The sequence below is a fragment of the Streptomyces sp. NPDC045846 genome (genome assembly GCF_056431605.1).
Window position 1 is genome coordinate 86,190 of record NZ_JBWKKJ010000006.1, and the last position, 17,837, is coordinate 104,026.

General features: G+C 72.6%; 19 protein-coding genes. 7 read left to right on the plus strand and 12 right to left on the minus strand.

Annotated features, from left to right (window positions below):
* Nucleotides 1-40: 40 nt before the first annotated feature.
* The gene (locus AC07F3_RS17865) at nt 41-451 is read left to right on the plus strand and encodes a VOC family protein (protein WP_479115077.1); all 411 of its coding nucleotides are present in this window, start codon (nt 41-43) and stop codon (nt 449-451) included.
* Between the two features lie 45 nt (nt 452-496).
* Here the strand turns inward: AC07F3_RS17865 and AC07F3_RS17870 are convergent, their stop codons facing one another.
* Nucleotides 497-1,366, minus strand: coding sequence for an alpha/beta fold hydrolase (locus tag AC07F3_RS17870; RefSeq protein ID WP_479115079.1), 870 nt, complete (start codon nt 1,364-1,366; stop codon nt 497-499).
* Nucleotides 1,367-1,708: 342 nt separating this feature from the next.
* Between AC07F3_RS17870 and AC07F3_RS17875 the strand changes: the two genes are divergently transcribed.
* Nucleotides 1,709-2,473, plus strand: a complete 765-nt coding sequence (locus AC07F3_RS17875; RefSeq protein ID WP_479115081.1) for a GntR family transcriptional regulator — start codon at nt 1,709-1,711, stop codon at nt 2,471-2,473.
* An 85-nt stretch (nt 2,474-2,558) separates the two neighbouring features.
* On the opposite strand, the gene AC07F3_RS17880 is transcribed toward AC07F3_RS17875, so the two are convergent.
* The 3 genes from AC07F3_RS17880 to AC07F3_RS17890 all read right to left on the minus strand — a co-directional run bounded on the left by AC07F3_RS17880 (nt 2,559) and on the right by AC07F3_RS17890 (nt 6,010).
* Nucleotides 2,559-3,716, minus strand: a complete 1,158-nt coding sequence (locus AC07F3_RS17880) for an ROK family transcriptional regulator (protein ID WP_469490358.1) — start codon at nt 3,714-3,716, stop codon at nt 2,559-2,561.
* An 88-nt stretch (nt 3,717-3,804) separates the two neighbouring features.
* Nucleotides 3,805-4,455 carry a response regulator transcription factor gene (locus AC07F3_RS17885; RefSeq protein ID WP_479115083.1) on the minus strand — a complete coding sequence of 217 codons (651 nt, stop codon included), beginning with the start codon at nt 4,453-4,455 and terminating at the stop codon, nt 3,805-3,807.
* A gap of 379 nt (nt 4,456-4,834) precedes the next feature.
* Nucleotides 4,835-6,010 carry a sensor histidine kinase gene (locus tag AC07F3_RS17890; protein ID WP_479115085.1) on the minus strand — a complete coding sequence of 392 codons (1,176 nt, stop codon included), beginning with the start codon at nt 6,008-6,010 and terminating at the stop codon, nt 4,835-4,837.
* 107 nt (nt 6,011-6,117) lie between these two features.
* Here AC07F3_RS17890 and AC07F3_RS17895 point away from each other — a divergent pair, with 107 nt between their 5' ends.
* The 3 genes from AC07F3_RS17895 (at nt 6,118) to AC07F3_RS17905 (ending at nt 8,301) form a co-directional block, all read left to right on the plus strand.
* The gene (locus tag AC07F3_RS17895) at nt 6,118-7,050 is read left to right on the plus strand and encodes an ABC transporter ATP-binding protein (RefSeq protein WP_479115087.1); all 933 of its coding nucleotides are present in this window, start codon (nt 6,118-6,120) and stop codon (nt 7,048-7,050) included.
* Between the two features lie 3 nt (nt 7,051-7,053).
* Nucleotides 7,054-7,800 carry an ABC transporter permease gene (locus tag AC07F3_RS17900; protein WP_479115089.1) on the plus strand — a complete coding sequence of 249 codons (747 nt, stop codon included), beginning with the start codon at nt 7,054-7,056 and terminating at the stop codon, nt 7,798-7,800.
* A 66-nt stretch (nt 7,801-7,866) separates the two neighbouring features.
* Nucleotides 7,867-8,301 carry a hypothetical protein gene (locus AC07F3_RS17905; RefSeq protein ID WP_479115091.1) on the plus strand — a complete coding sequence of 145 codons (435 nt, stop codon included), beginning with the start codon at nt 7,867-7,869 and terminating at the stop codon, nt 8,299-8,301.
* A gap of 341 nt (nt 8,302-8,642) precedes the next feature.
* Here the strand turns inward: AC07F3_RS17905 and mug are convergent, their stop codons facing one another.
* The 3 genes from mug to AC07F3_RS17920 form a co-directional block, all read right to left on the minus strand.
* Nucleotides 8,643-9,197: a G/U mismatch-specific DNA glycosylase gene (mug, locus tag AC07F3_RS17910; RefSeq protein ID WP_479115849.1), complete on the minus strand. Its 555-nt coding sequence runs from the start codon at nt 9,195-9,197 to the stop codon at nt 8,643-8,645.
* 13 nt (nt 9,198-9,210) lie between these two features.
* Nucleotides 9,211-10,653 (minus strand): adenylosuccinate lyase, encoded by a 1,443-nt coding sequence (gene purB / locus AC07F3_RS17915; RefSeq protein ID WP_469490349.1) that lies wholly within the window; start codon nt 10,651-10,653, stop codon nt 9,211-9,213.
* A gap of 121 nt (nt 10,654-10,774) precedes the next feature.
* Nucleotides 10,775-11,422, minus strand: coding sequence for a peptide deformylase (locus AC07F3_RS17920; RefSeq protein ID WP_479115093.1), 648 nt, complete (start codon nt 11,420-11,422; stop codon nt 10,775-10,777).
* 270 nt (nt 11,423-11,692) lie between these two features.
* Between AC07F3_RS17920 and AC07F3_RS17925 the strand changes: the two genes are divergently transcribed.
* Nucleotides 11,693-12,415, plus strand: coding sequence for a GNAT family N-acetyltransferase (locus tag AC07F3_RS17925; protein WP_479115095.1), 723 nt, complete (start codon nt 11,693-11,695; stop codon nt 12,413-12,415).
* Between the two features lie 105 nt (nt 12,416-12,520).
* On the opposite strand, the gene AC07F3_RS17930 is transcribed toward AC07F3_RS17925, so the two are convergent.
* Nucleotides 12,521-13,363 (minus strand): SGNH/GDSL hydrolase family protein, encoded by an 843-nt coding sequence (locus AC07F3_RS17930; RefSeq protein WP_479115097.1) that lies wholly within the window; start codon nt 13,361-13,363, stop codon nt 12,521-12,523.
* 239 nt (nt 13,364-13,602) lie between these two features.
* Between AC07F3_RS17930 and AC07F3_RS17935 the strand changes: the two genes are divergently transcribed.
* The gene (locus AC07F3_RS17935; protein WP_479115099.1) at nt 13,603-13,857 is read left to right on the plus strand and encodes a holin; all 255 of its coding nucleotides are present in this window, start codon (nt 13,603-13,605) and stop codon (nt 13,855-13,857) included.
* A gap of 58 nt (nt 13,858-13,915) precedes the next feature.
* Here AC07F3_RS17935 and AC07F3_RS17940 read toward each other — a convergent pair whose 3' ends face one another.
* The 4 genes from AC07F3_RS17940 to AC07F3_RS17955 form a co-directional block, all read right to left on the minus strand.
* The gene (locus tag AC07F3_RS17940; protein WP_479115101.1) at nt 13,916-14,941 is read right to left on the minus strand and encodes a hemolysin family protein; all 1,026 of its coding nucleotides are present in this window, start codon (nt 14,939-14,941) and stop codon (nt 13,916-13,918) included.
* Complete coding sequence (locus AC07F3_RS17945) at nt 14,938-16,275, minus strand: hemolysin family protein (protein WP_479115103.1); 1,338 nt, start codon at nt 16,273-16,275, stop codon at nt 14,938-14,940. The genes AC07F3_RS17940 and AC07F3_RS17945 overlap by 4 nt, the downstream gene beginning before the upstream one ends.
* Nucleotides 16,276-16,439: 164 nt before the next feature.
* The gene (locus AC07F3_RS17950; protein WP_479115105.1) at nt 16,440-16,862 is read right to left on the minus strand and encodes a GNAT family N-acetyltransferase; all 423 of its coding nucleotides are present in this window, start codon (nt 16,860-16,862) and stop codon (nt 16,440-16,442) included.
* 87 nt (nt 16,863-16,949) lie between these two features.
* Complete coding sequence (locus AC07F3_RS17955) at nt 16,950-17,834, minus strand: TIGR03621 family F420-dependent LLM class oxidoreductase (protein ID WP_479115107.1); 885 nt, start codon at nt 17,832-17,834, stop codon at nt 16,950-16,952.
* Nucleotides 17,835-17,837 lie beyond the last annotated feature (3 nt).

The window sequence follows — 17,837 nt, forward strand, 5'->3', positions numbered from 1 at the left end:
GGGCGTCGGACGGCGTCCCGTGAGGCACGAGGAGGACCGGATGCCCATCGGTGGCCGTTCACACATCCGCATCGCCCGGCCGTCCCGCGATCTGGCGGCCGCGGAGCGGTTCTGGGTCGAGGGACTCGGCCTGAAGGTCGTCTACCGCGCGGAGGGCGGCGCGGAACCGGGCGAACACGATCTCCTGATGCTGGGCTGGGCGGACGCGGACTGGCATCTGGAGCTGGTCCACGAGGCCGCTCACCCGGTGGAGCCCCGACCCACCGAGGAGGACCTCCTGGTCGTCTACCTCGACGAGGAGGTGCCCCGGGACCTTGTCGACCGCCTGGTGGCGCACGGCGGGGTGCAGGTGCGGTCGCCGAACCCGTACTGGAACGAATGGGGTGTGACGGTGGCCGACCCGGACGGGTACCGCCTCGTGCTCTGCGAGCGCGGCTGGTCCAACGCCTGACCAGCGCTACCGCGCGACCTGGCCCGGGCCGAAGTCGGCCCGGGCTCAGGCGTGTTGGGCCGCCGGGCGGGCGAGCGCGCCGACCGGGCGGCTGCCGTCCAGGATGACCCGGGTGACCAGCGCCGGGTCGTCGTTCATGGGCACATGGCCGCAGCCGGGCAGTCGCACGAGCCGGGCGCCCGGGATGGTGTGCTTGGCGCGGACGCCCTGGCGGCGCAGCAGCAGCCGGTCCCTGCTGCCCCAGGCGACGGTGACCGGCACCGAGGGCACGTCGTCCGTGAACAGGACGCCCTGCCCGGCGGCCAGGGTCTGCTCGAAGCCGGGCGCGTGGCGCAGCGCCAGTGTCTCGGCCACCACCGCCTCGGGTGCCCGCCGGGCGGGCCGCGCGTAGATGGTGCTGGTCAGTGCGGTGCGCCCGGCGGGTGTGCGGGACATCCGCTCGATGGCCGGGAGCGGAAGCGCCCTGGCCACCTGCCGCATCGTCCGCAGGACCGTGAAGGCGTACTGCCGCTCCGAGGGTGTCCAGAACCCGGCGGGGGAGAGCGCCGTAACGGAGCGTACGAGCCTCTCGCGCCCGAGCTCCAGGGCGAGCAGGCCGCCCAGCGAGTTCCCCGCGACGTGGGGCCGGTCGATGCCCAGGGCCGTGGACAGCGCGCCGAGGATCGGCACGACGGTGGCCAGGCCGTAGGAGACTCCGTCCGGAAGGGCGGGCGAGGCGCCGAAGCCCGGCAGGTCGATCGCGATCACGTCGCGGTCCGCGGCGAGCAGGTCGAAGACCGGGTCCCAGGCCTGTAGGTGGTGGCCTATGCCGTGGAGCAGCAGGAGCGGCTCACCCGTGCCCGCGCGCCGGTAGGCGACCGAGGCGGAGCGGGTCCCCCGGGGAGTGTCGATCGTGAACGAGACCTCTGCCGTCATGGTGCTGCTCCCTGTCCTGGGATCCGCGCTTAGACATCCTGTCAGCAACAACTACCGCTCAGTAGCTTGGAGTTCAAGAGGCATACCGGACAGGCCGCTCGCGCGCGGTGACTTCCCCCGCCCTTGATCACGCCCGGAGGGGCTCGTGCCGCGTGGCCGTCACCGGCGCACGAACGTCGTGTGAACGCTCTGCGGCAACCCTCGTGCGCGCTCCGTAACGGAACGAGGATTGGTCTTGACCAAGGGGGTGGGCCGCCCTATGGTCGCAGAGTTAGTGCAGGAACCTTTAATAAACAAGGGCACGGAAAGCCGCCGCGAACACGGCGATTGCGGAGGATCAGGGTGGGGACCACGCAGCTGGAATCGGTGCCGGAACCGAAGTACTGGCACCTCAAGACGGTACTCAGCGAGGCGCTCGACTCGGACTTCGCCGTGGGCGAGATCCTTCCCAACGAGCGTGACCTCGCCGCCCGGTTCGGTGTCGCACGGGCCACGCTCCGCCAGGCACTGGAACAGCTCGAACTCGAAGGCCGGCTCCAGCGGCGTCGAGGCGTCGGCACCACCGTCGCCCCGCCGCGCACCGCCGTCTCGGTCGGCACTGCCCAGCACGACTGGCCCGGTGCGCCCGGGGACGCCTGGCAGACCGCCGACGCGACGTCGGCCGTGCCGCCTCTGGCGGTGGCCCGCCTGTTCGACGCCCCCCGCGGCGAGGAGATGCACACCGTCCGCCGGACCCGCGTGGTCCACGGCCAGGCCGTCGCCGCCGAGCTCCTCTACGTCCCGGCCGGTTCGGTTCCCGAACTGTCCGCGATCGACGTTCCCTCGGGCCCGGCCCGCGGCCGCGCCGTCCTGCGCGAACTGCAGCGCCTGGAGCTCGAAGGCCAGGACCGCGCCGTGGAGCTGGGCTCCGCGCGCGCCGACGACGCCAAGGAGCTCGACCGGCTGCCCGGCGCCCCCGTCCTCGTCGTGACCACCCGGTACGTCGCCGAGGGCCGCACGGTGGCCGTCTCGGTCGCCACCTACCGCGCGGACACCTGCCGCCTCACCTTCGGCGACTCGGGTGACGTGGAGATCAGCCACCCCGGCCAGCAGCGCCGCGCCTCCTGACCTCAGGCCAAGCGCCGGAAAGCGTCACGGCCCGCAGCTGTCGAAGCTGCGGGCCGCGACGCTTTCCGCCGGTCGTACGGGGCGCTCAGCGCCGCGCCGTCACCGTGCCCTCGACGGCGAACAGCTCTTCCTCCACGTGATCGAGTGCCAGGCGCAGCGCGCCCGTCGCCACCACCGCCTCGCCCAGCATCGAGAGCACCACGCGGGGAGGGCGCAGGCAGTAGCGCGCCAACTCCCTGCGCAGCGGCTCCAGTACGCCGTCGATACCGGCCGCCCAGCCGCCCACGACGACCAGTTCGGGATCGAGGGCGAGCACCAGCGCGGCCACGTCGTGCACGAGCCGCTGAAGGAACCGCTCCACCGCGGCCTGGGCCCGCGCGTCGCCCTCGCGGGCCAGCGCGAACACATCGGCGACGGCCTGCTCGTCCAGCGGGTGCAACGGTTCGTCCGTCGTCGAGAGCAGCTTCTCGGGGGTGACGTCGCGGCCGAGCAGGTGCAGCGCGCCGATCTCGCCCGCCGCGCCGCCGAAGCCGCGGTGCAGCCGACCGCCGATCAGCGAACCCGCGCCCGGACTCAGCCCGGCCATCACGAAGACGATGTCGTCGGAGTCGGCCGCCGCACCCTTCCAGTGCTCGGCCACGGCTGCCGCGTTGGCGTCGTTCTCGACCAGGACCGGACAGCGGAAGGAACGCCGCAGTCGCTCGCCCAGGGCCAGCCCCGTCCACTCGGGCAGCGCGGTGCCGAGCCTCACGGTGCCGTCGGCCTCGACGATGCCCGGGCTGCCCACGCCGACCGCCCGCAAAGAGCTGCGTGCCACACCGGCCCGGCGCAGCACATCGGCCACGGTCAGACGGACCCGCTCCAGACGTTCGTCCGCCGACGCCGTCTCGGGCACCTCGCGGGAGCCCGCCCCGAAGATCCGGCCGTCCAGGCCGGACAGCAACGCGGCCACCCGGTGCGGGCCGATCTCTATGCCGAGCAGATGCCCGGCCTCGGCCCGGAACCGGAAGCGCCGCGCGGGCCGTCCCTGCCGCCGCGCCTCGCCCTCCTCGGGGGCGGACTCGACGACGAGCCCGGCCTCCATCAGGCCGTCGACCACGCCCTCGACCGTCGGCCGGGACAGACCGGTGATCCGGGTCAGATCGGTCAGTGTGGGAGATTCCGCGCCCCTCAGGGCGTGCAGCACCACCGCGGAATTGATCCTCCGCAGCAGAGAGGGATCCCCGCCGGTCAGCCGCCCCAACGTGTGTCCTCCCAGCTCGTGCGCGTGTCTGCCGGATCGTACTCGCTGGTCAGGTGTACGGCGAGCGGCGGCCGGTAACGGAGGCGCATCAGCTCGGGGCCACGAAACCCGACTCGTACGCGGCGATGACCGCCTGCGTGCGGTCCCGGGCGCCCAACTTCGCGAGCACCGCGCTGACATGCGTCTTCACGGTCTCCGTGCCGACGACGAGTTTCCCGGCGATCTCCGCGTTGGACAGCCCCCGGGCCATCAGCCGCAGCACCGCCTCCTCCCGGTCGGTCAGCGCGGCCTCGGCGAGCGCGGTGCGCGCTGCCCCGTTGCCGTACTCCGCGGCGAGCGCGCGCACCGCCGCCGGGAACAGCAGCGAGTCGCCCTCCGCGACCAGGCGCACCGCGTTCACGATCTCGGCCGGCCGGGCCCGCTTGAGCAGGAAGCCGTCGGCCCCGGCCCGCAGCGCCTCGTACACGTACTCATCGTTCTCGAAGGTCGTCACGACGAGGATCTTGGGCGGGTCCTGCACCGTACGCAGCACGGCCCGGGTCGCCTCTATCCCGTCCAGGAGCGGCATCCGCACATCCATCGCCACCACGTCCGGCCGCAGCTGCCGCACGAGCGGGATCACGGCCGCGCCGTCGGCCGCCTCGCCCACCACCTCGATGTCGGGCTGTGCCTCAAGCACGGCCCGCAGACCCGCGCGGACCAGGGGCTCATCGTCGACCAGAAGTACGGTTACCGGCATCGTGCCAGCCTAGTCGCAGGTCACGCAGGCACCCCGAGCCCTGTGGACAACCCGTCAGCCGGCCCATCGGCTCACGCCACAGAGGCCCGCGGGCGGCCCCCGCCGCTGAGCCACCAGACCAGCCTCAGCCCGGGCGGCCGGCCGTCGGGCGGAGGCCCGTCGCAGCCCTCAACAGCCAGACCGGACGCCAGCGCGAGTCATCGGGCGGGGGCCAGCCCCGGGGCCCTCAGCAACCAGACCAGACGTCAGGTCATGCTGCGGGTCACGGGGCAGGGCCGTATCGATGGGCCTTGAGCGGTCAGACTGAGGGTCAGCTCGTGCCGGGGGGCCATCCGGCGAGGCCTGATCCGATGGTCGGCCTGAGCCATCGGGCCAGCCGTCAGATCAGGGTGTCCAACGGCAGCCGCACCCGCACCCGCCACTCGCCTTCGTACGCTCCCGTGTCCGCCTCCCCTCCGAGCAGCGCGGCCCGCTCGCGCATGCCGCGCAGACCGCTGCCGCCCTTGCCGCCTGGCATCCCGTCGGCCAGGGGATTGGTCACGTCCATCTCAAGTCGCTTGCCCAGGACGGCCATACGGACCCGCACGGGCACGGGCCCCGAGTGCCGCAGCACATTGGTGAGCGCCTCCTGGAGAATGCGGTAGCCCTCCCGTGACACGGGACCAGGCACCTGTTCCAGCGGGCCGGAGAACTCCGCGTCGACCTCGGCGCCCGAGCCGCGGGCCGACTCTATGAGCCGGTCGGCCTCCAAGAGGGTGGGGCGCTGGCTGGCGGGCCGACCCGTCTCCCGCAGTACGAGCAGGACCCGTTCCAGATCCTCCAGGGCGGCGCGGCCGGTCTCCTCGATCGCGGCCAGCGCCCGGTCGGTGAAGGCGGGGTCTCCGGCCGCCCGGGCCGCACCCGCCTGCACCACCGCGACAGTCAGCGCATGGCCGATGGAGTCGTGGATCTCGCGGGCTATGCGGTTGCGTTCAAGGAGCAGCTCCGTCCGCTCTTCGAGCGCGGTGAGCCTCTCGCCCGCGGAGGGGCCGAGCAGTTGGCGGGCGATGAAGGTGACGAGGTTGCCGGCCAGCACCAGACAGACCAGCATGAGCCCGATCGGAACGACCGCGAGCGGCACGAGCCACCACTGCGTGGACGTCCAGGACGCGAGCCACCCGAAGACCATCGGTCGCCCGCCGAGACCGCATGCCATCAGGTCCACGGACATGGCGGGAAGCCAGACCGTCCCGACCGTCGCCACACCCGCCAGGACTAGCCGCGCCTCCAGCCAGAGCACGGTCCGCCAGCGGTCCTGCCAGGTGACCGACGGCGCGACCGCGATCGAGGCGTCGGGCCTGCCGCGCTCGCGGGGCGTCAGGAGGAGCTGTGCCTGAATGCCTTCTTCGAGGCGCACGGCCGGTATCAGCCCGAGCGGCACGACGAGCAGTCCGAGGACCCACACCCGCCGCATGTCGATGAACAGCCAGATCGCCACGAACGCGATGGGGATCAGCAGATGCAGCCAGCGTGTGTAGGTGACCGGTCGGGTCAGCAGGCGAAGAAAGCGGTGCATGCGCTCATCGTCGCAGCGCGCCGATCGCCGCGGCTCCCCCGCGCGGGGGAGAAGCTCCCCACGCCCGGGGGAGGTGGCTGACCTGCCCGGACGGCGAGGCTTGCGACATGACACGGATCGACGTGCAAGACCTCCGCAAGCAATACGGGGCCACCCGCGCCGTGGACGGGCTGACCTTCGCGGTCGAGCCCGGCCGGGTGACCGGCTTCCTCGGTCCCAACGGCGCGGGCAAGTCCACCACCCTGCGCATCCTGCTCGGCCTTGACCGCCCGACGTCGGGCACCGCGCTGATCGACGGACGGCGGTACGAGGAGCTGGCGGAGCCGCTGCGTGAAGTGGGCGCCCTGCTCGACGCCCAGGCCGCGCACGGCTCCCGCACGGCCCGCAGCCATCTGCTGGCCCTCGCGGTCAGCAACCGCATAGCGGTGCGGCGGGTGGACGAAGTCCTCGAGGAATCCGGGCTCGCGGGGGTCGCGGGCCGGCGGATCAGGACGTTCTCGCTCGGGATGCGGCAGCGGCTGGGGATCGCGGCCGCCCTCCTGGGTGAGCCCGCGGTGGTGATCCTGGACGAGCCGTCCAACGGTCTGGATCCCGAAGGAATCATCTGGACAAGGGAGTTGATGCGCTCCCTCGCCGCTCAGGGCAGGACCGTCCTCGTCTCCAGTCATCTGATGAACGAGACCGCCTCGTTCGCCGACCACCTCGTCGTCCTCGGCCGCGGGAGGCTCCTCGCCGACACCCCGATGCGGGACTTCATCGACTCCCGCATCCGGCCCAAGGTGCGGCTGCGCACCGCGGAAGGCGCCAGGCTGCGAGCCCTCCTGCGCGGCAGGGGATTCGACCCGGTCCAGGGAGAGGGCGGGCTCTGGACGGTGGAGGGTGCCCGGATCGACGAGATCGGCCCCATCGCCGCCCACGAGGGCATACCGATTCTCGAACTCGCCAACGAGGAGGCCACGTTGGAGCAGGCCTATCTCGACCTGACCGCCGAGGAGGCGGAGTACGCCTCCGCCCGCGCACCGCTGAGCCGGGAGGCCTGAACCATGTCACTGTCCGCAGTCCTCCACACCGAGTGGATCAAGATCCGTTCACTGCGCTCTCTGGTGGGCGCGTTGCTCACCGTGCCGGTGGCTACGGCCGGGCTCTCCCTCCTCGCGTGTGCCATGCTCGGCCGCCCGGAGCCCGACCGTACGGACTTCGACCCGGTTCTGTTCTCCTATTACGGCCTAAATTTCGGTCAGTTGGCCGCGATCATTTTCGGCGTCATCGCGATGGCCGGGGAATACAAGAACGCGGGGATCCGGATATCCCTGGCGGCCGTGCCCAACAGGTCGCTGTTCTACGGGGCCAAGCTCGCGGTCGTCGGGGTCTGCGTTCTCGCGGTCGGCCTGGTGGGCAGTCTGGTCAGCTTCCTCGGAGGTCAGGCGTTGATGGACCAGGGCTTCGGCATAGGCATCGGGGATCCGGGCGCGCCGCGAGCGATCGTCGGCTGTGCCTTGTATCTGGCGCTGATCAGCCTCCTCGCGGCGGGAGTCGCCGCCCTGCTCCGCAGTGTTACCGGCGCCCTCAGCGTGCTGGTGCCGCTGTTCCTGGTCGTGCCATTCGTGGTGGGAGACGTGTCGAAGGGCGGCAGCGTGGCCGACTTCCTGCCGGACCGGGCGGGCCAGAAGGCCCTGCTCCAGGACCCGGTCGGGCCGCTGGGCCCGTGGAGCGGCATGGCCGTCCTCGCGGGCTGGACCGTGCTCTCGGTGGCCATCGGCTGGTGGGCACTGCGGCGGCGCGACGCCTGACCGGTGAGTGGCCGAGCGGCGATTGATGGCCCGCCAATTGTCAGTGCCGGGCGGTTTACTGACGACATGACCACCGCTCTGTATCTCCAGCACATCGACTGGCTGCGCACTCGGGAATTCCCCGCGGAGCGCAGCCGAAGCGGCACGGATGTGAGCGGGCCGGGATACCACAGCGCATGCCTGAGCGCCGACGAGGAGGAATGGGAGGATCTGACGGAGCGATGGGAGAAACGCGCCCAATGCGTCGCCGACCACGATGCCTTGGTGGCCGAGCTCACCCGGCGCTGGGAGGAGCCCCAGTGGATCAGCCTCTGGAGCGCTCAGGCCCGGCTGGTCGCGGGCGAGGTGATACCGGAGCCCTGGGCGGAGTTCGCCGTCGGCTTCGACTTCCTGCACCTGTGGAGGGTCGGGGGCCGGTGGATCGCCGTGGGCCTCGACCTGGAGGAGGAGGGCCCGGGCTGGGACCTGAGCGTCACGGTGACGGAGGTTGACCCGCCGTGAGCGTCCGCAAGCGGTCGGCGGGTTCGGGGCCCGGGCTGGAGGGGTGAGCGTCACGGTGGCGGAGCTTGATCCTCCCTGAACTTCCGGAGGTGGTCGGAGAGTTCGGGTCCCGAGCTGGGACCTGAGCGTCACGGTGACGGAGGTCGACCCGCCGTGAACGCCCCCAAGCGGTCCGCAAGTTCGGGGCCCGGGCTGGGGGGATGAGCGTCACGGTGGCCTAGGTCAACTCCTTGAACCCCCGGCAGGTGGTCGGCGGGATCGGGGCCGGGGCTGCGGCGTGGGCGGCGCGGTGGCCGAGGTGGACCCGCCCATGAACTCCCGCATGGGGTGGGGGAGTTCGGCTAGTCGGGCTGGGTGGGGGAGGTCTCCGAGGCGACGCGCAGGCGGGCGTATTCCTCGGCCATCGTCCCGGCGGTCCAGTGGGCGTTGAGGCCGCTCGGATTGGGCAGGACCCACACCCGGGTCGCGCCGATCGTGCGGTCCTGCGGGCCGATTTTGGCTCGGCGGTCACCGAAGGCCGTGCGGTACGCGGTCACGCCGACGACGGCCAGCCAGTTCGGCCGCAGTCGCTCCACCTTCGCCGTCAGCAGGCGCCCGCCCTCGCGGAACTCATCGGCATCGATTTCGTCGGCACGCGCGGTGGCCCGGGCCACGACATTGGTGATGCCGAGACCGTAGGAGAGGAGTTCGTTCTGCTCCGAGGGCTTCAACTGCCGGGGGGTGAAGCCGGACAGGTGCAGCACCGGCCAGAAGCGGTTGCCCGGGCGGGCGAAGTGGTGGCCCGTGGCGCCCGACATCAGGCCGGGGTTGATGCCGCAGAAGAGTACGGACAGACCGCCCGCGATCACGTCGGGAATGACGGTGTCGCGAGCGGCCTGGAGTTCCTCGGGGCTCAGCACGGGCGCCGCATCAGAGGATCGAGCCCGGCGCGTAACCGGCGGCCGCGGGGTGCTGCTTGACGATCTCCTCGATGCGGGAGACCACCGCGGTCACCTGGTCGCCGGCCGCACCCGTGAAGGACAGCTTGTCGGCCATCAGGTCGTCGAGCTGGGCGCGGTCGAGCGGCATGCGCTCGTCGGCGGCCAGCTTGTCGAGGAGCTCGTTGCGCTCGGCACCCTGTTCGCGCATCGCGAGGGCGGAGGCGACCGCGTGCTCCTTGATGACCTCGTGCGCGGCCTCCCGGCCGACGCCCGAGCGGACGGCGGCCATCAGGACCTTCGTCGTCGCCAGGAACGGCAGGTAGCGGTCCAGCTCACGGGCGACGACGGCCGGGAACGCGCCGAACTCGTCGAGGACCGTCAGGAAGGTTTCGAGCAGGCCGTCGAAGGCGAAGAACGCGTCGGGCAGCGCGACCCGGCGGACCACCGAGCAGGAGACGTCGCCCTCGTTCCACTGGTCGCCCGCCAGCTCGCCGGTCATCGAGGCGTAGCCGCGCAGGATCACCATCAGGCCGTTGACGCGCTCGCAGGAGCGGGTGTTCATCTTGTGCGGCATCGCGGACGAGCCGACCTGGCCGGGCTTGAAGCCCTCGGTGACCAGCTCGTGTCCCGCCATGAGCCGGATCGTCTTGGCGACGGAGGACGGGGCGGCGGCCAGCTGGACGAGCGCGGTCACCACGTCGTAGTCCAGCGAGCGCGGGTAGACCTGGCCGACCGAGGTGAAGGCGTGGGCGAAGCCGAGGTGGCCCGCGATGCGCTGCTCCAGGTCGGCCAGCTTCGAGGCGTCGCCGCCGAGCAGGTCCAGCATGTCCTGAGCGGTGCCGACCGGGCCCTTGATGCCGCGCAGCGGGTAGCGGGCGAGCAGGTCCTCCAGGCGGCCGTACGCCACCAGGAGTTCGTCGGCGGCGGTCGCGAAACGCTTGCCCAGGGTGGTGGCCTGCGCGGCCACGTTGTGCGAGCGCCCGGCCATGACCAGCTCGGCGTACTCGCCGGACAGCTTGCCGAGGCGGGCGAGGACCGCCACCGTGCGGTCCCGCATCAGTTCGAGGGACAGCCGGATCTGGAGCTGCTCGACGTTCTCGGTCAGGTCACGGGAGGTCATGCCCTTGTGGACCTGCTCGTGACCCGCGAGGGCGTTGAACTCCTCGATGCGGGCCTTCACATCGTGCCGGGTGACCTTCTCGCGCTCGGCGATGGAGGCGAGGTCGACCTGGTCGATGACGCGCTCGTAGTCGGCGAGTGCGGCCTCGGGCACCTCGATCCCCAGGTCCTTCTGGGCACGCAGCACGGCGAGCCACAGCTGGCGCTCCAGCTTGACCTTCTGCTCGGGGGACCAGAGGACGGCGAGCTCCGCGGAGGCGTAGCGGCCGGCCAGAACGTTCGGGATGCGAGGCTTCGCAGACACAGCAGTCACGTGTCCAGAGTCTACTGGCGATTTCTGCAGGCCAGCGCCCCACCCCGGTTTGTGCCTTGCTACGAGGGCGGACATCGCTCACGGAGTGGCACGCCTAATCGGCTCGCGGTGACGGGCGTGGTCACTTCCGCGCGGCGTCGCGCAGCTCGAACCCCAGCGCCTCGGCCGCCGCGGCCGGGGTCGGCTGGGCCCAGCGCTCGGCCATCGCCTCCCGCGAGGACAGCGAGCGCAGCTCCGCGCGGTCCAGGTAGAGGGTGCCGTTCAGGTGGTCGGTCTCGTGCTGGACGATGCGGGCAGGCCAGCCGGTGAACACCTCGTCCACCGCGCCACCCCGCTCGTCCAGTGCCCGCAGGCGTACGGTCTCGTGCCGGGCGACGACCGCGCCCCAGCCGGGCACGCTCAAACAGCCCTCGAAGAACGTGGCGACCGCCGGACCGACCGGCTCGTACGAGGGGTTGACCAGAACCCGGAACGGCTGCGGGACACGGCCGCGGGCGTGCCGGATCTCCTCGGAGACCTCGGCGGCGTCCTCGATGACCGCCAGGCGCAGCGGGAGCCCCACCTGCGGGGCGGCGAGACCGACACCCGGGGCGGCGTGCATCGTCTCGCGCATCGCCTCGATCAGGCGGTCGAGGCGCCCACGGTCGAGACGGCCGTCCACCGGCTCGGCGGGCCGCCGCAGGACGGGGTCGCCGGCGGACACGATCGGCAGGGGGCCCGGGGCGGCGAGCAGGGCGTCGACGAGGTCGGTGAGCGCGGGGGACGACATGCGCACAGCATGCCAAGAACGATCACCCGGCGGGCGCCCGGGTTCATGTCCGCCTTGTGAACAATCCGGCCTTCCGGGAATGCGCGGCAGGAATCGGGTCTTTCCTGTAACGGTGCGCCGCCCGCCCCACGGTGCGCGCGGGCGGCGGGCGGCCGCCTCTACGGAGCAGGAGGATGCGCCCGCCCCTCAGGCCCCCTGCCGGGCAGCGCACTACCGAAACCGTCCCACCGACGCCGCCCCGCCGGCGTTGCCCGTTCGAGCGAGGAGACCATGCCCCACGCGTCCCTGCGCGCCGAGATCCCGGCGCATCCGCTGGACAACCCCGCCTACGCGGCGCTCACCGGGCCGCACGCGCGGTTCGCCGAGTCACGCGGAAGGGTCCTGCGCTACCAGACCGATGTCTCGCCCTGGCTCGGGCTGCCCGAGGACACGGACGCCGCCGACTGGGCGGACCTCGCCACGCTCGTCGGGCCCGGCGCGGAGGTGGCGCTCCCGGGCGTGCGCGTCGCGCTGCCCGAGGGCTGGGAGGTCACCTTCGACGTGGCGGGAGTCCAGCTCGTCGACGAGGGGGTGGACGCCCGGCACGACGAGGAGGCGATACCGCTCGGCGCGGACGACGTGCCCGACATGCTCGCCCTGGTGGAACGCACGCGGCCCGGGCCGTTCCTGCCCCGCACCGTCGAACTCGGCACCTACCTCGGCATCCGCCGGGACGGGCGCCTGATCGCGATGGCGGGCGAGCGACTGCACCCGCCGGGCTGGACCGAGATCAGCGCGGTCTGCACGGACGACGCCTTCCGCGGCCAGGGCCTCGGCTCCCGGCTGGTCCGCGCGGTCGCCGCGGGGATCAGGGAGCGGGGCGAGACCCCGTTCCTGCACACCGCGGCCGCCAACACCGGAGCCATCAGGCTCTACGAGTCGCTGGGCTTCCGGCTCCGCCGCACCACGCGATTCCTCGGAGCCCGGGTGCCGGAGCCGAGCCCGGCCGTCTGACGGCCCCCCAAGGTCGCGCGGGGCGCGCTCAACGCACGTGCCGCAGAGCGGCGTTGACGTACCGTCAGCTCCCGTGCACGGCCACGGGACTCGCCGCGGGCGGGCTCAGCCCTCGGTGTCCTCGACCCGCACCCAGTCGGACACCGGCCGCATCGCGCCCGCCGGGGGCGTGACCCAGAACGCGCGGCCCTCCTCGGCGCTGAAGTGGGCCCCGCTGCGGCCGTCGCCGGAGGAGCGTCCGGTCACCCGGCGCCCTATCCACGGCACCAGGTGCTGGCGGGCGAAACTGAGGTCGGCGCCGCGGCGGGCGGTCCAGCCGGGCAGGACGGCGGGCGGCAGCGGCGAGCGCCAGTCGTCCTCGGGGCCGAGGCCGAGCGTCTGCCAGACGGCCTCGGCCACCCGGCGGTGCCCCTGTGCCGTCAGGTGCAACCGGTCCACGTCCCACAGCCGGGGATCGCCGAGCGCCGGGGCGCCGTACAGATCGACGACGAGCGCGCCGTGCCGGGCGGCGAGTTCGTCGACGTGGGAGAAGAGCTCCTCCATGCGCGGGCGGAAGCGCTCCATCACCGGGCCGTTGCGCCCGGGGCTGCGCATCAGGACCAACTGCTTGCAGGACGGGGCCAGTTGCTCGACCGCTTCGGTCAGGAGGCCGCGGACCCGGCCCATGTCGCACTTGGGCCGCAGCGTGTCGTTGAGGCCGCCGACCAGGGTGATGACGTCCGGGCGCAGCGCCGCCGCGGCGGCCACCTGCTCCTCGACGATCTGCCCGATGAGCTTGCCGCGCACGGCGAGGTTCGCGTACCGGAACCCGGGCGTGCGGGCCGCGAGACGGGTGGCGAGCACATCGGCCCAGCCCCGGTAGGACCCGTCGGGTAGCCGGTCGGACATGCCCTCGGTGAAGGAGTCCCCGATCGCGGCGAAGCTGGTGTATGAGGCATTCATCTCCATGGCGGAGCGATCGTACCGCGCGGTAGCCAGGGGTGTCCGGGGCGGCCGGGCGCCCGCCCGGCGCGGTGATCGCACGCGGACCGGCCGGAGGCTGCCCCGTCGGCGGCGCGACACGGCGGCGGCCGTGCTGAAGACGCTGCTCGGCCCCTGTCGGCCGGGCCCGTTCCGCAGTATGCCAGGAACACATCAACATGTCCGGGGCCCCGGCCGGGACCGGCCCGTGAGAGAGCGAGCGTGCGATGTTGTTCACCGCTGCCTTCTGGAAGGCCACCGCCGAGCGTGCCATCCGCACCTTCGCCCAGGCACTCGCCGCCGTCCTGACGGCCGGGGCGACCAATCTCCTCGACGTCCACTGGACCGCGGCGTTCGCCACCGCGGGCATGGCCGCGGTGCTCGCCGTGCTGATGGCGGTCGGCACCTCGCAGCTGGGGCAGCAGGGGCCGGGTCTCACCGAGACCCCGAACCCGAGCCACCCCGCCAACCCCGTCCTCTGAGCCGGAGCCGAGGGGCGCCCGGGGGGCCGGGCTCGCCCCCGGCCCCCCGGGGCGTTCTCTAGGCCGTGGCCGCGGGCGGTCGGCCCACGAGCTCGCGCAGGACGTCCTCCATCGTGACCAGACCGGCCAGCTTGCCGTCCTCGCCGAGCACCGCCGCCAGATGTGTCCGGCTGCGCCGCATCGCGGTCAGCACGTCGTCCAGCGGGCTTGCGGCGCGCACCCGGGCGATCGGCCGCAGGGCCGAGACCGGGAAGGCCACCTCGCGCGGCGCCGCGTCCAGGGCATCCTTGACGTGCAGATAGCCGAGGATGCGGCTGTCCTCGTCGACGACCGGGAAGCGCGAGAACCCGGAGCTCGCGGCGAGTCGCTCCAACTCCTCCGGGGTCGTGCCGACCGCGGCCCGCACCACCTTGTCCAGCGGCACGACCACGTCCTGCACCGGTCGGCGGCCCAGTTCGAGGGCGTCGTGCAGGCGCTCGGCCGCCCGGCCGTCCAGGAGCCCGGCGTCGCCCGCGTCGGTGACCAGGCGGGCCAGCTCGTCGTCGGAGAAGGTCGCCGTGACGTGATCCTTGGCGTCCACCCTGAGCAGCTTCAGGATCGCGTTGGCGAACGCGTTGATCGCGAAGATCACCGGGCGCAGCGCGCGGGCCAGCGTCACCAGCGGCGGGCCGAGCAGCAGCGCGGTGCGGGCGGGCTCGGCGAGCGCGATGTTCTTCGGCACCATCTCGCCGAGCAGCATGTGCAGATACGTGGCGACCGCCAGGGCCAGCACGAACGACACCGGATGGATGAGGCCGTCCGGCACGCCCACCGCGTCGAAGACCGGCTCGACCAGGTGCGCGATGGCCGGTTCGGCGACGACACCGAGCACCAGGGTGCACAGGGTGATGCCGAGCTGCGCCGCGGCCATGAGGGCCGAGACGTGTTCCAGGCCCCAGACGACACTGCGGGCGCGGCGGTTGCCGTCCTCGGCGAGCGGCTCGATCTGGCTGCGGCGTACCGAGATCAGCGCGAACTCGGCCCCGACGAAGAAGGCGTTCACGACCAGGGTCGCGAGGCCGATCAGGATCTGGATCGCGATCATCGGCCAGCCTCTTCGTCGTCGCCGTCGGCGTTCAGGGGGGCGTGCAGCAGGACGCGGGCCGCGCGCCGGCCGGACGCGTCGACCACGTCCATGAGCCAGCCCGCCAGCTCCACGCGGTCGCCGACCGCCGGGATCCGGCCGAGCTCGGTCGCCACCAGACCGGCGAGCGTCTCGTACGGGCCGTCCGGGACGCGCAGCCCGATGGCGGCGAGCTGGTCGTCACGGGCGGCGCCGTCCGCGGAGTACAGGGTGCGGCCGTCGGCGTCCTGTCCGGCGGGTGCGAGGTCGGGCGTCTCGTGCGGATCGTGCTCGTCGCGCACCTCGCCGACGACCTCCTCCACGATGTCCTCAAGGGTGACGACGCCCGCGGTGCCGCCGTACTCGTCGATGACGACGGCCATGGTCCGCTTGCCGGACAGCTGGTCCAGGAGCCGGTCCACGGTGAGGGTCTCGGGCACGAGCAGCGGCTCGCGCAGCAGCGAGGACACCGGGTGCAGGCGCCTGCGCTCGGCGGGAACGGCCAGGACGTCCTTGATGTGCGCGATGCCCACCACCGAGTCGAGGCTGCCGCGGTAGACGGGGAAGCGGGACAGGCCGGTGGCCCGGGTCGCGTTCGCGACGTCCTCGGCGGTGGCCTGGATGTCGAGCGCGGTGACCTGGACGCGGGGCGTCATCACGTTCTCGGCGTTGAGCTCGGCGAGGTTGAGGGTCCGCACGAACAGCTCCGCCGTGTCCGCCTCGAGAGCGCCCTCCTTGGCCGAGTGCCGGGCGAGGGCGACCAGCTCCTGCGGGCTGCGGGCGGAGGCCAGCTCCTCGGCGGGCTCCAGGCCGAAGCGGCGCACCAGATGGTTGGCCGAGGTGTTGAGGTGGCTGATCAGCGGGCGGAAGGCCGCGCTGAACGCGCGCTGCGGCGCCGAGACGACCTTGGCGACGGCGAGCGGCGAGGAGATGGCCCAGTTCTTCGGCACCAGCTCGCCGACGACCATCAGGAACACGGTGGAGATCACCATGCCGAGCACGAGGGCCACCGAGCCCGCGGTCGTCGGGGTCAGCCCGAGCGCTTCGAGCGGGCCGCTCAGGAGCGAGGCGATCGACGGTTTGGCGATCATGCCGATGACGAGGCCGGTGACGGTGATGCCGAGCTGGGCGCCGGACAGCTGGAAGGTGAGGCTGCGTACGGCCTTGAGGGCGCTGGAGGCGCCGCGTTCGCCGCGCTCGACGGCCCGTTCCAGATCGTTGCGCTCGGCGGTGGTGAGGGAGAACTCGGCCGCGACGAAGAGCGCGCAGACCAGCGAGAGCAGTACGGCCGCCAGGAGCAGGAGCACTTCGGTCATCGGGTCACCTCCGTCCCATGATCGGCCAGGGGGAGGTGCGGCGCGCGATCTCGCGCGGCGGTACTGGTACTGGGAGGCTCGCCCATGGGCGGACGCTCACACCTTTCAGTCGGTGGGCAGTGGTCCACCCATGGTAAAGCACTGGCAAAGGGCGGTCCGGCCGGTCAGTCAAGCGGCTTCACCCAGCGGCGCCAGTGCTCCTCGGCCCCGTAGCCCGCGGCCCGCCAGGCGTGCTGGGCGAGCTCGTTGCGGACCAGCACCATGGCGTCCGCGCGCCGCCCGCCGAGCCGGACGAACCGCTCTTCGGCCGCGGTCAGGAGCGCCCCGCCGATGCCCCGGCGGCGGTGGCCGGGGTGCACGGCGAGGCGGTAGAGATGACAGCGCCACCCGTCGAAGCCCGCGATCACGGTGCCGACCAGTTCGCCCCCGTCCTCCGCGAGGATCAGGGCGCCGGGGTCACGGGAGACCAGGCCCTCCACGCCGGCGCGGTCGTCGCTGATGCTGGTGCCCTCGGCCGACGTCTTCCAGAAGCCCAGGACCGCGTCCAGGTCCTCGGGCCCGGCGGGCCGGATGCGCAACTCGTTCATGGCGCCATCCCATCACCGGGCCGCTGCCGACGGCGAACCGTTTTGGCATGCGGACGCCCGGCTCGGGCAGGCCGGCGCCCCGCCCGCTCACTCGCCTCGGAGCTCCTCGATCACCGGCCCGAACGCCTCCATCTGCGGGTCCAGGACGGTGAGGTAGGAGAAGCCGTACCGCTCGCGCTGGGCGCGCAGTTGGTCGGCCAGCTGGCGGACCGTGCCGATCAGCAGCATCGGCAGGTCGAGGATCTCGTCCTCGGTGAGGTACGGGAGCAGGGGCAGCGCTGCGCGCGCCGCGGCCCGGCGGTCGTCGGTCACGGCCACACGCTGGATCAGCAGATTGAGTTCGGCCGAGGCCGTGCGGCCGGCCGCGAACCGCCGGTAGGTGGCGACGCGCTCCGCGAGCCCGTCGGCGGTCGTCATCCTCAGCGCCCCGTCCTCCGGCGACTTGCGCGCGCCGGTGAAGGCGGCGATGTCCGCGTGCTCGGCGCTCAGCCGCAGGATGCGGTCCCCGTTGCCTCCGATCAGCAGCGGCGGCCGGGGCCGCTGCACGGGCCGGGGCGCGTACGCCTCGTCGCCGAGCAGCCGGTCCAACTCCCGTACGGTGTGCGCCAGATGGTCCACCCGGCCGCCCGGTGTGCGCCAGGGGACCCCGGCCCGCTCGTGCTCCTCCTGCGCGTATCCGGCCCCGAGCCCGATCTCCAGGCGGCCGTCGGTCAGCGCGTCCACCGTGGCGATCTCGCGGGCCAGCAACTCCGGCGTCCAGAACGCCGTGTTGACCACGAACATCCCGACCCGGGGCCGCTCGGTCGCGTACGCCGCGGCGACCATCGCGGGGCCCGGGGCGGGCATGCCGAGGTGGTCGGCCACCTGGATCACGTCGTAGCCCAGCTCCTCGGCCCGGCGGCAGCGCTTGCGCCACTCCTCGCCCACCGCGGGAGTCACCATGTTCACAGCGAATCGGAACGGCCGGGTCATCGA

Excerpts from the sequence above, each read along its gene's own strand:
- AC07F3_RS17905 (WP_479115091.1), top strand. The coding sequence starts at position 7,867 with ATGACCACCGCTCTGTATCTCCAGCACATCGACTGGCTGCGCACTCGG.
- AC07F3_RS17940 (WP_479115101.1), bottom strand. The coding sequence starts at position 14,941 with ATGATCGCGATCCAGATCCTGATCGGCCTCGCGACCCTGGTCGTGAAC.
- AC07F3_RS17955 (WP_479115107.1), bottom strand. The coding sequence starts at position 17,834 with ATGACCCGGCCGTTCCGATTCGCTGTGAACATGGTGACTCCCGCGGTG.
- AC07F3_RS17865 (WP_479115077.1), top strand. The coding sequence starts at position 41 with ATGCCCATCGGTGGCCGTTCACACATCCGCATCGCCCGGCCGTCCCGC.
- AC07F3_RS17935 (WP_479115099.1), top strand. The coding sequence starts at position 13,603 with ATGTTGTTCACCGCTGCCTTCTGGAAGGCCACCGCCGAGCGTGCCATC.
- AC07F3_RS17920 (WP_479115093.1), bottom strand. The coding sequence starts at position 11,422 with ATGTCGTCCCCCGCGCTCACCGACCTCGTCGACGCCCTGCTCGCCGCC.
- AC07F3_RS17900 (WP_479115089.1), top strand. The coding sequence starts at position 7,054 with ATGTCACTGTCCGCAGTCCTCCACACCGAGTGGATCAAGATCCGTTCA.
- AC07F3_RS17950 (WP_479115105.1), bottom strand. The coding sequence starts at position 16,862 with ATGAACGAGTTGCGCATCCGGCCCGCCGGGCCCGAGGACCTGGACGCG.
- AC07F3_RS17895 (WP_479115087.1), top strand. The coding sequence starts at position 6,118 with ATGACACGGATCGACGTGCAAGACCTCCGCAAGCAATACGGGGCCACC.
- AC07F3_RS17945 (WP_479115103.1), bottom strand. The coding sequence starts at position 16,275 with ATGACCGAAGTGCTCCTGCTCCTGGCGGCCGTACTGCTCTCGCTGGTC.
- AC07F3_RS17890 (WP_479115085.1), bottom strand. The coding sequence starts at position 6,010 with ATGCACCGCTTTCTTCGCCTGCTGACCCGACCGGTCACCTACACACGC.
- AC07F3_RS17925 (WP_479115095.1), top strand. The coding sequence starts at position 11,693 with ATGCCCCACGCGTCCCTGCGCGCCGAGATCCCGGCGCATCCGCTGGAC.
- AC07F3_RS17870 (WP_479115079.1), bottom strand. The coding sequence starts at position 1,366 with ATGACGGCAGAGGTCTCGTTCACGATCGACACTCCCCGGGGGACCCGC.
- AC07F3_RS17885 (WP_479115083.1), bottom strand. The coding sequence starts at position 4,455 with ATGCCGGTAACCGTACTTCTGGTCGACGATGAGCCCCTGGTCCGCGCG.
- AC07F3_RS17930 (WP_479115097.1), bottom strand. The coding sequence starts at position 13,363 with ATGGAGATGAATGCCTCATACACCAGCTTCGCCGCGATCGGGGACTCC.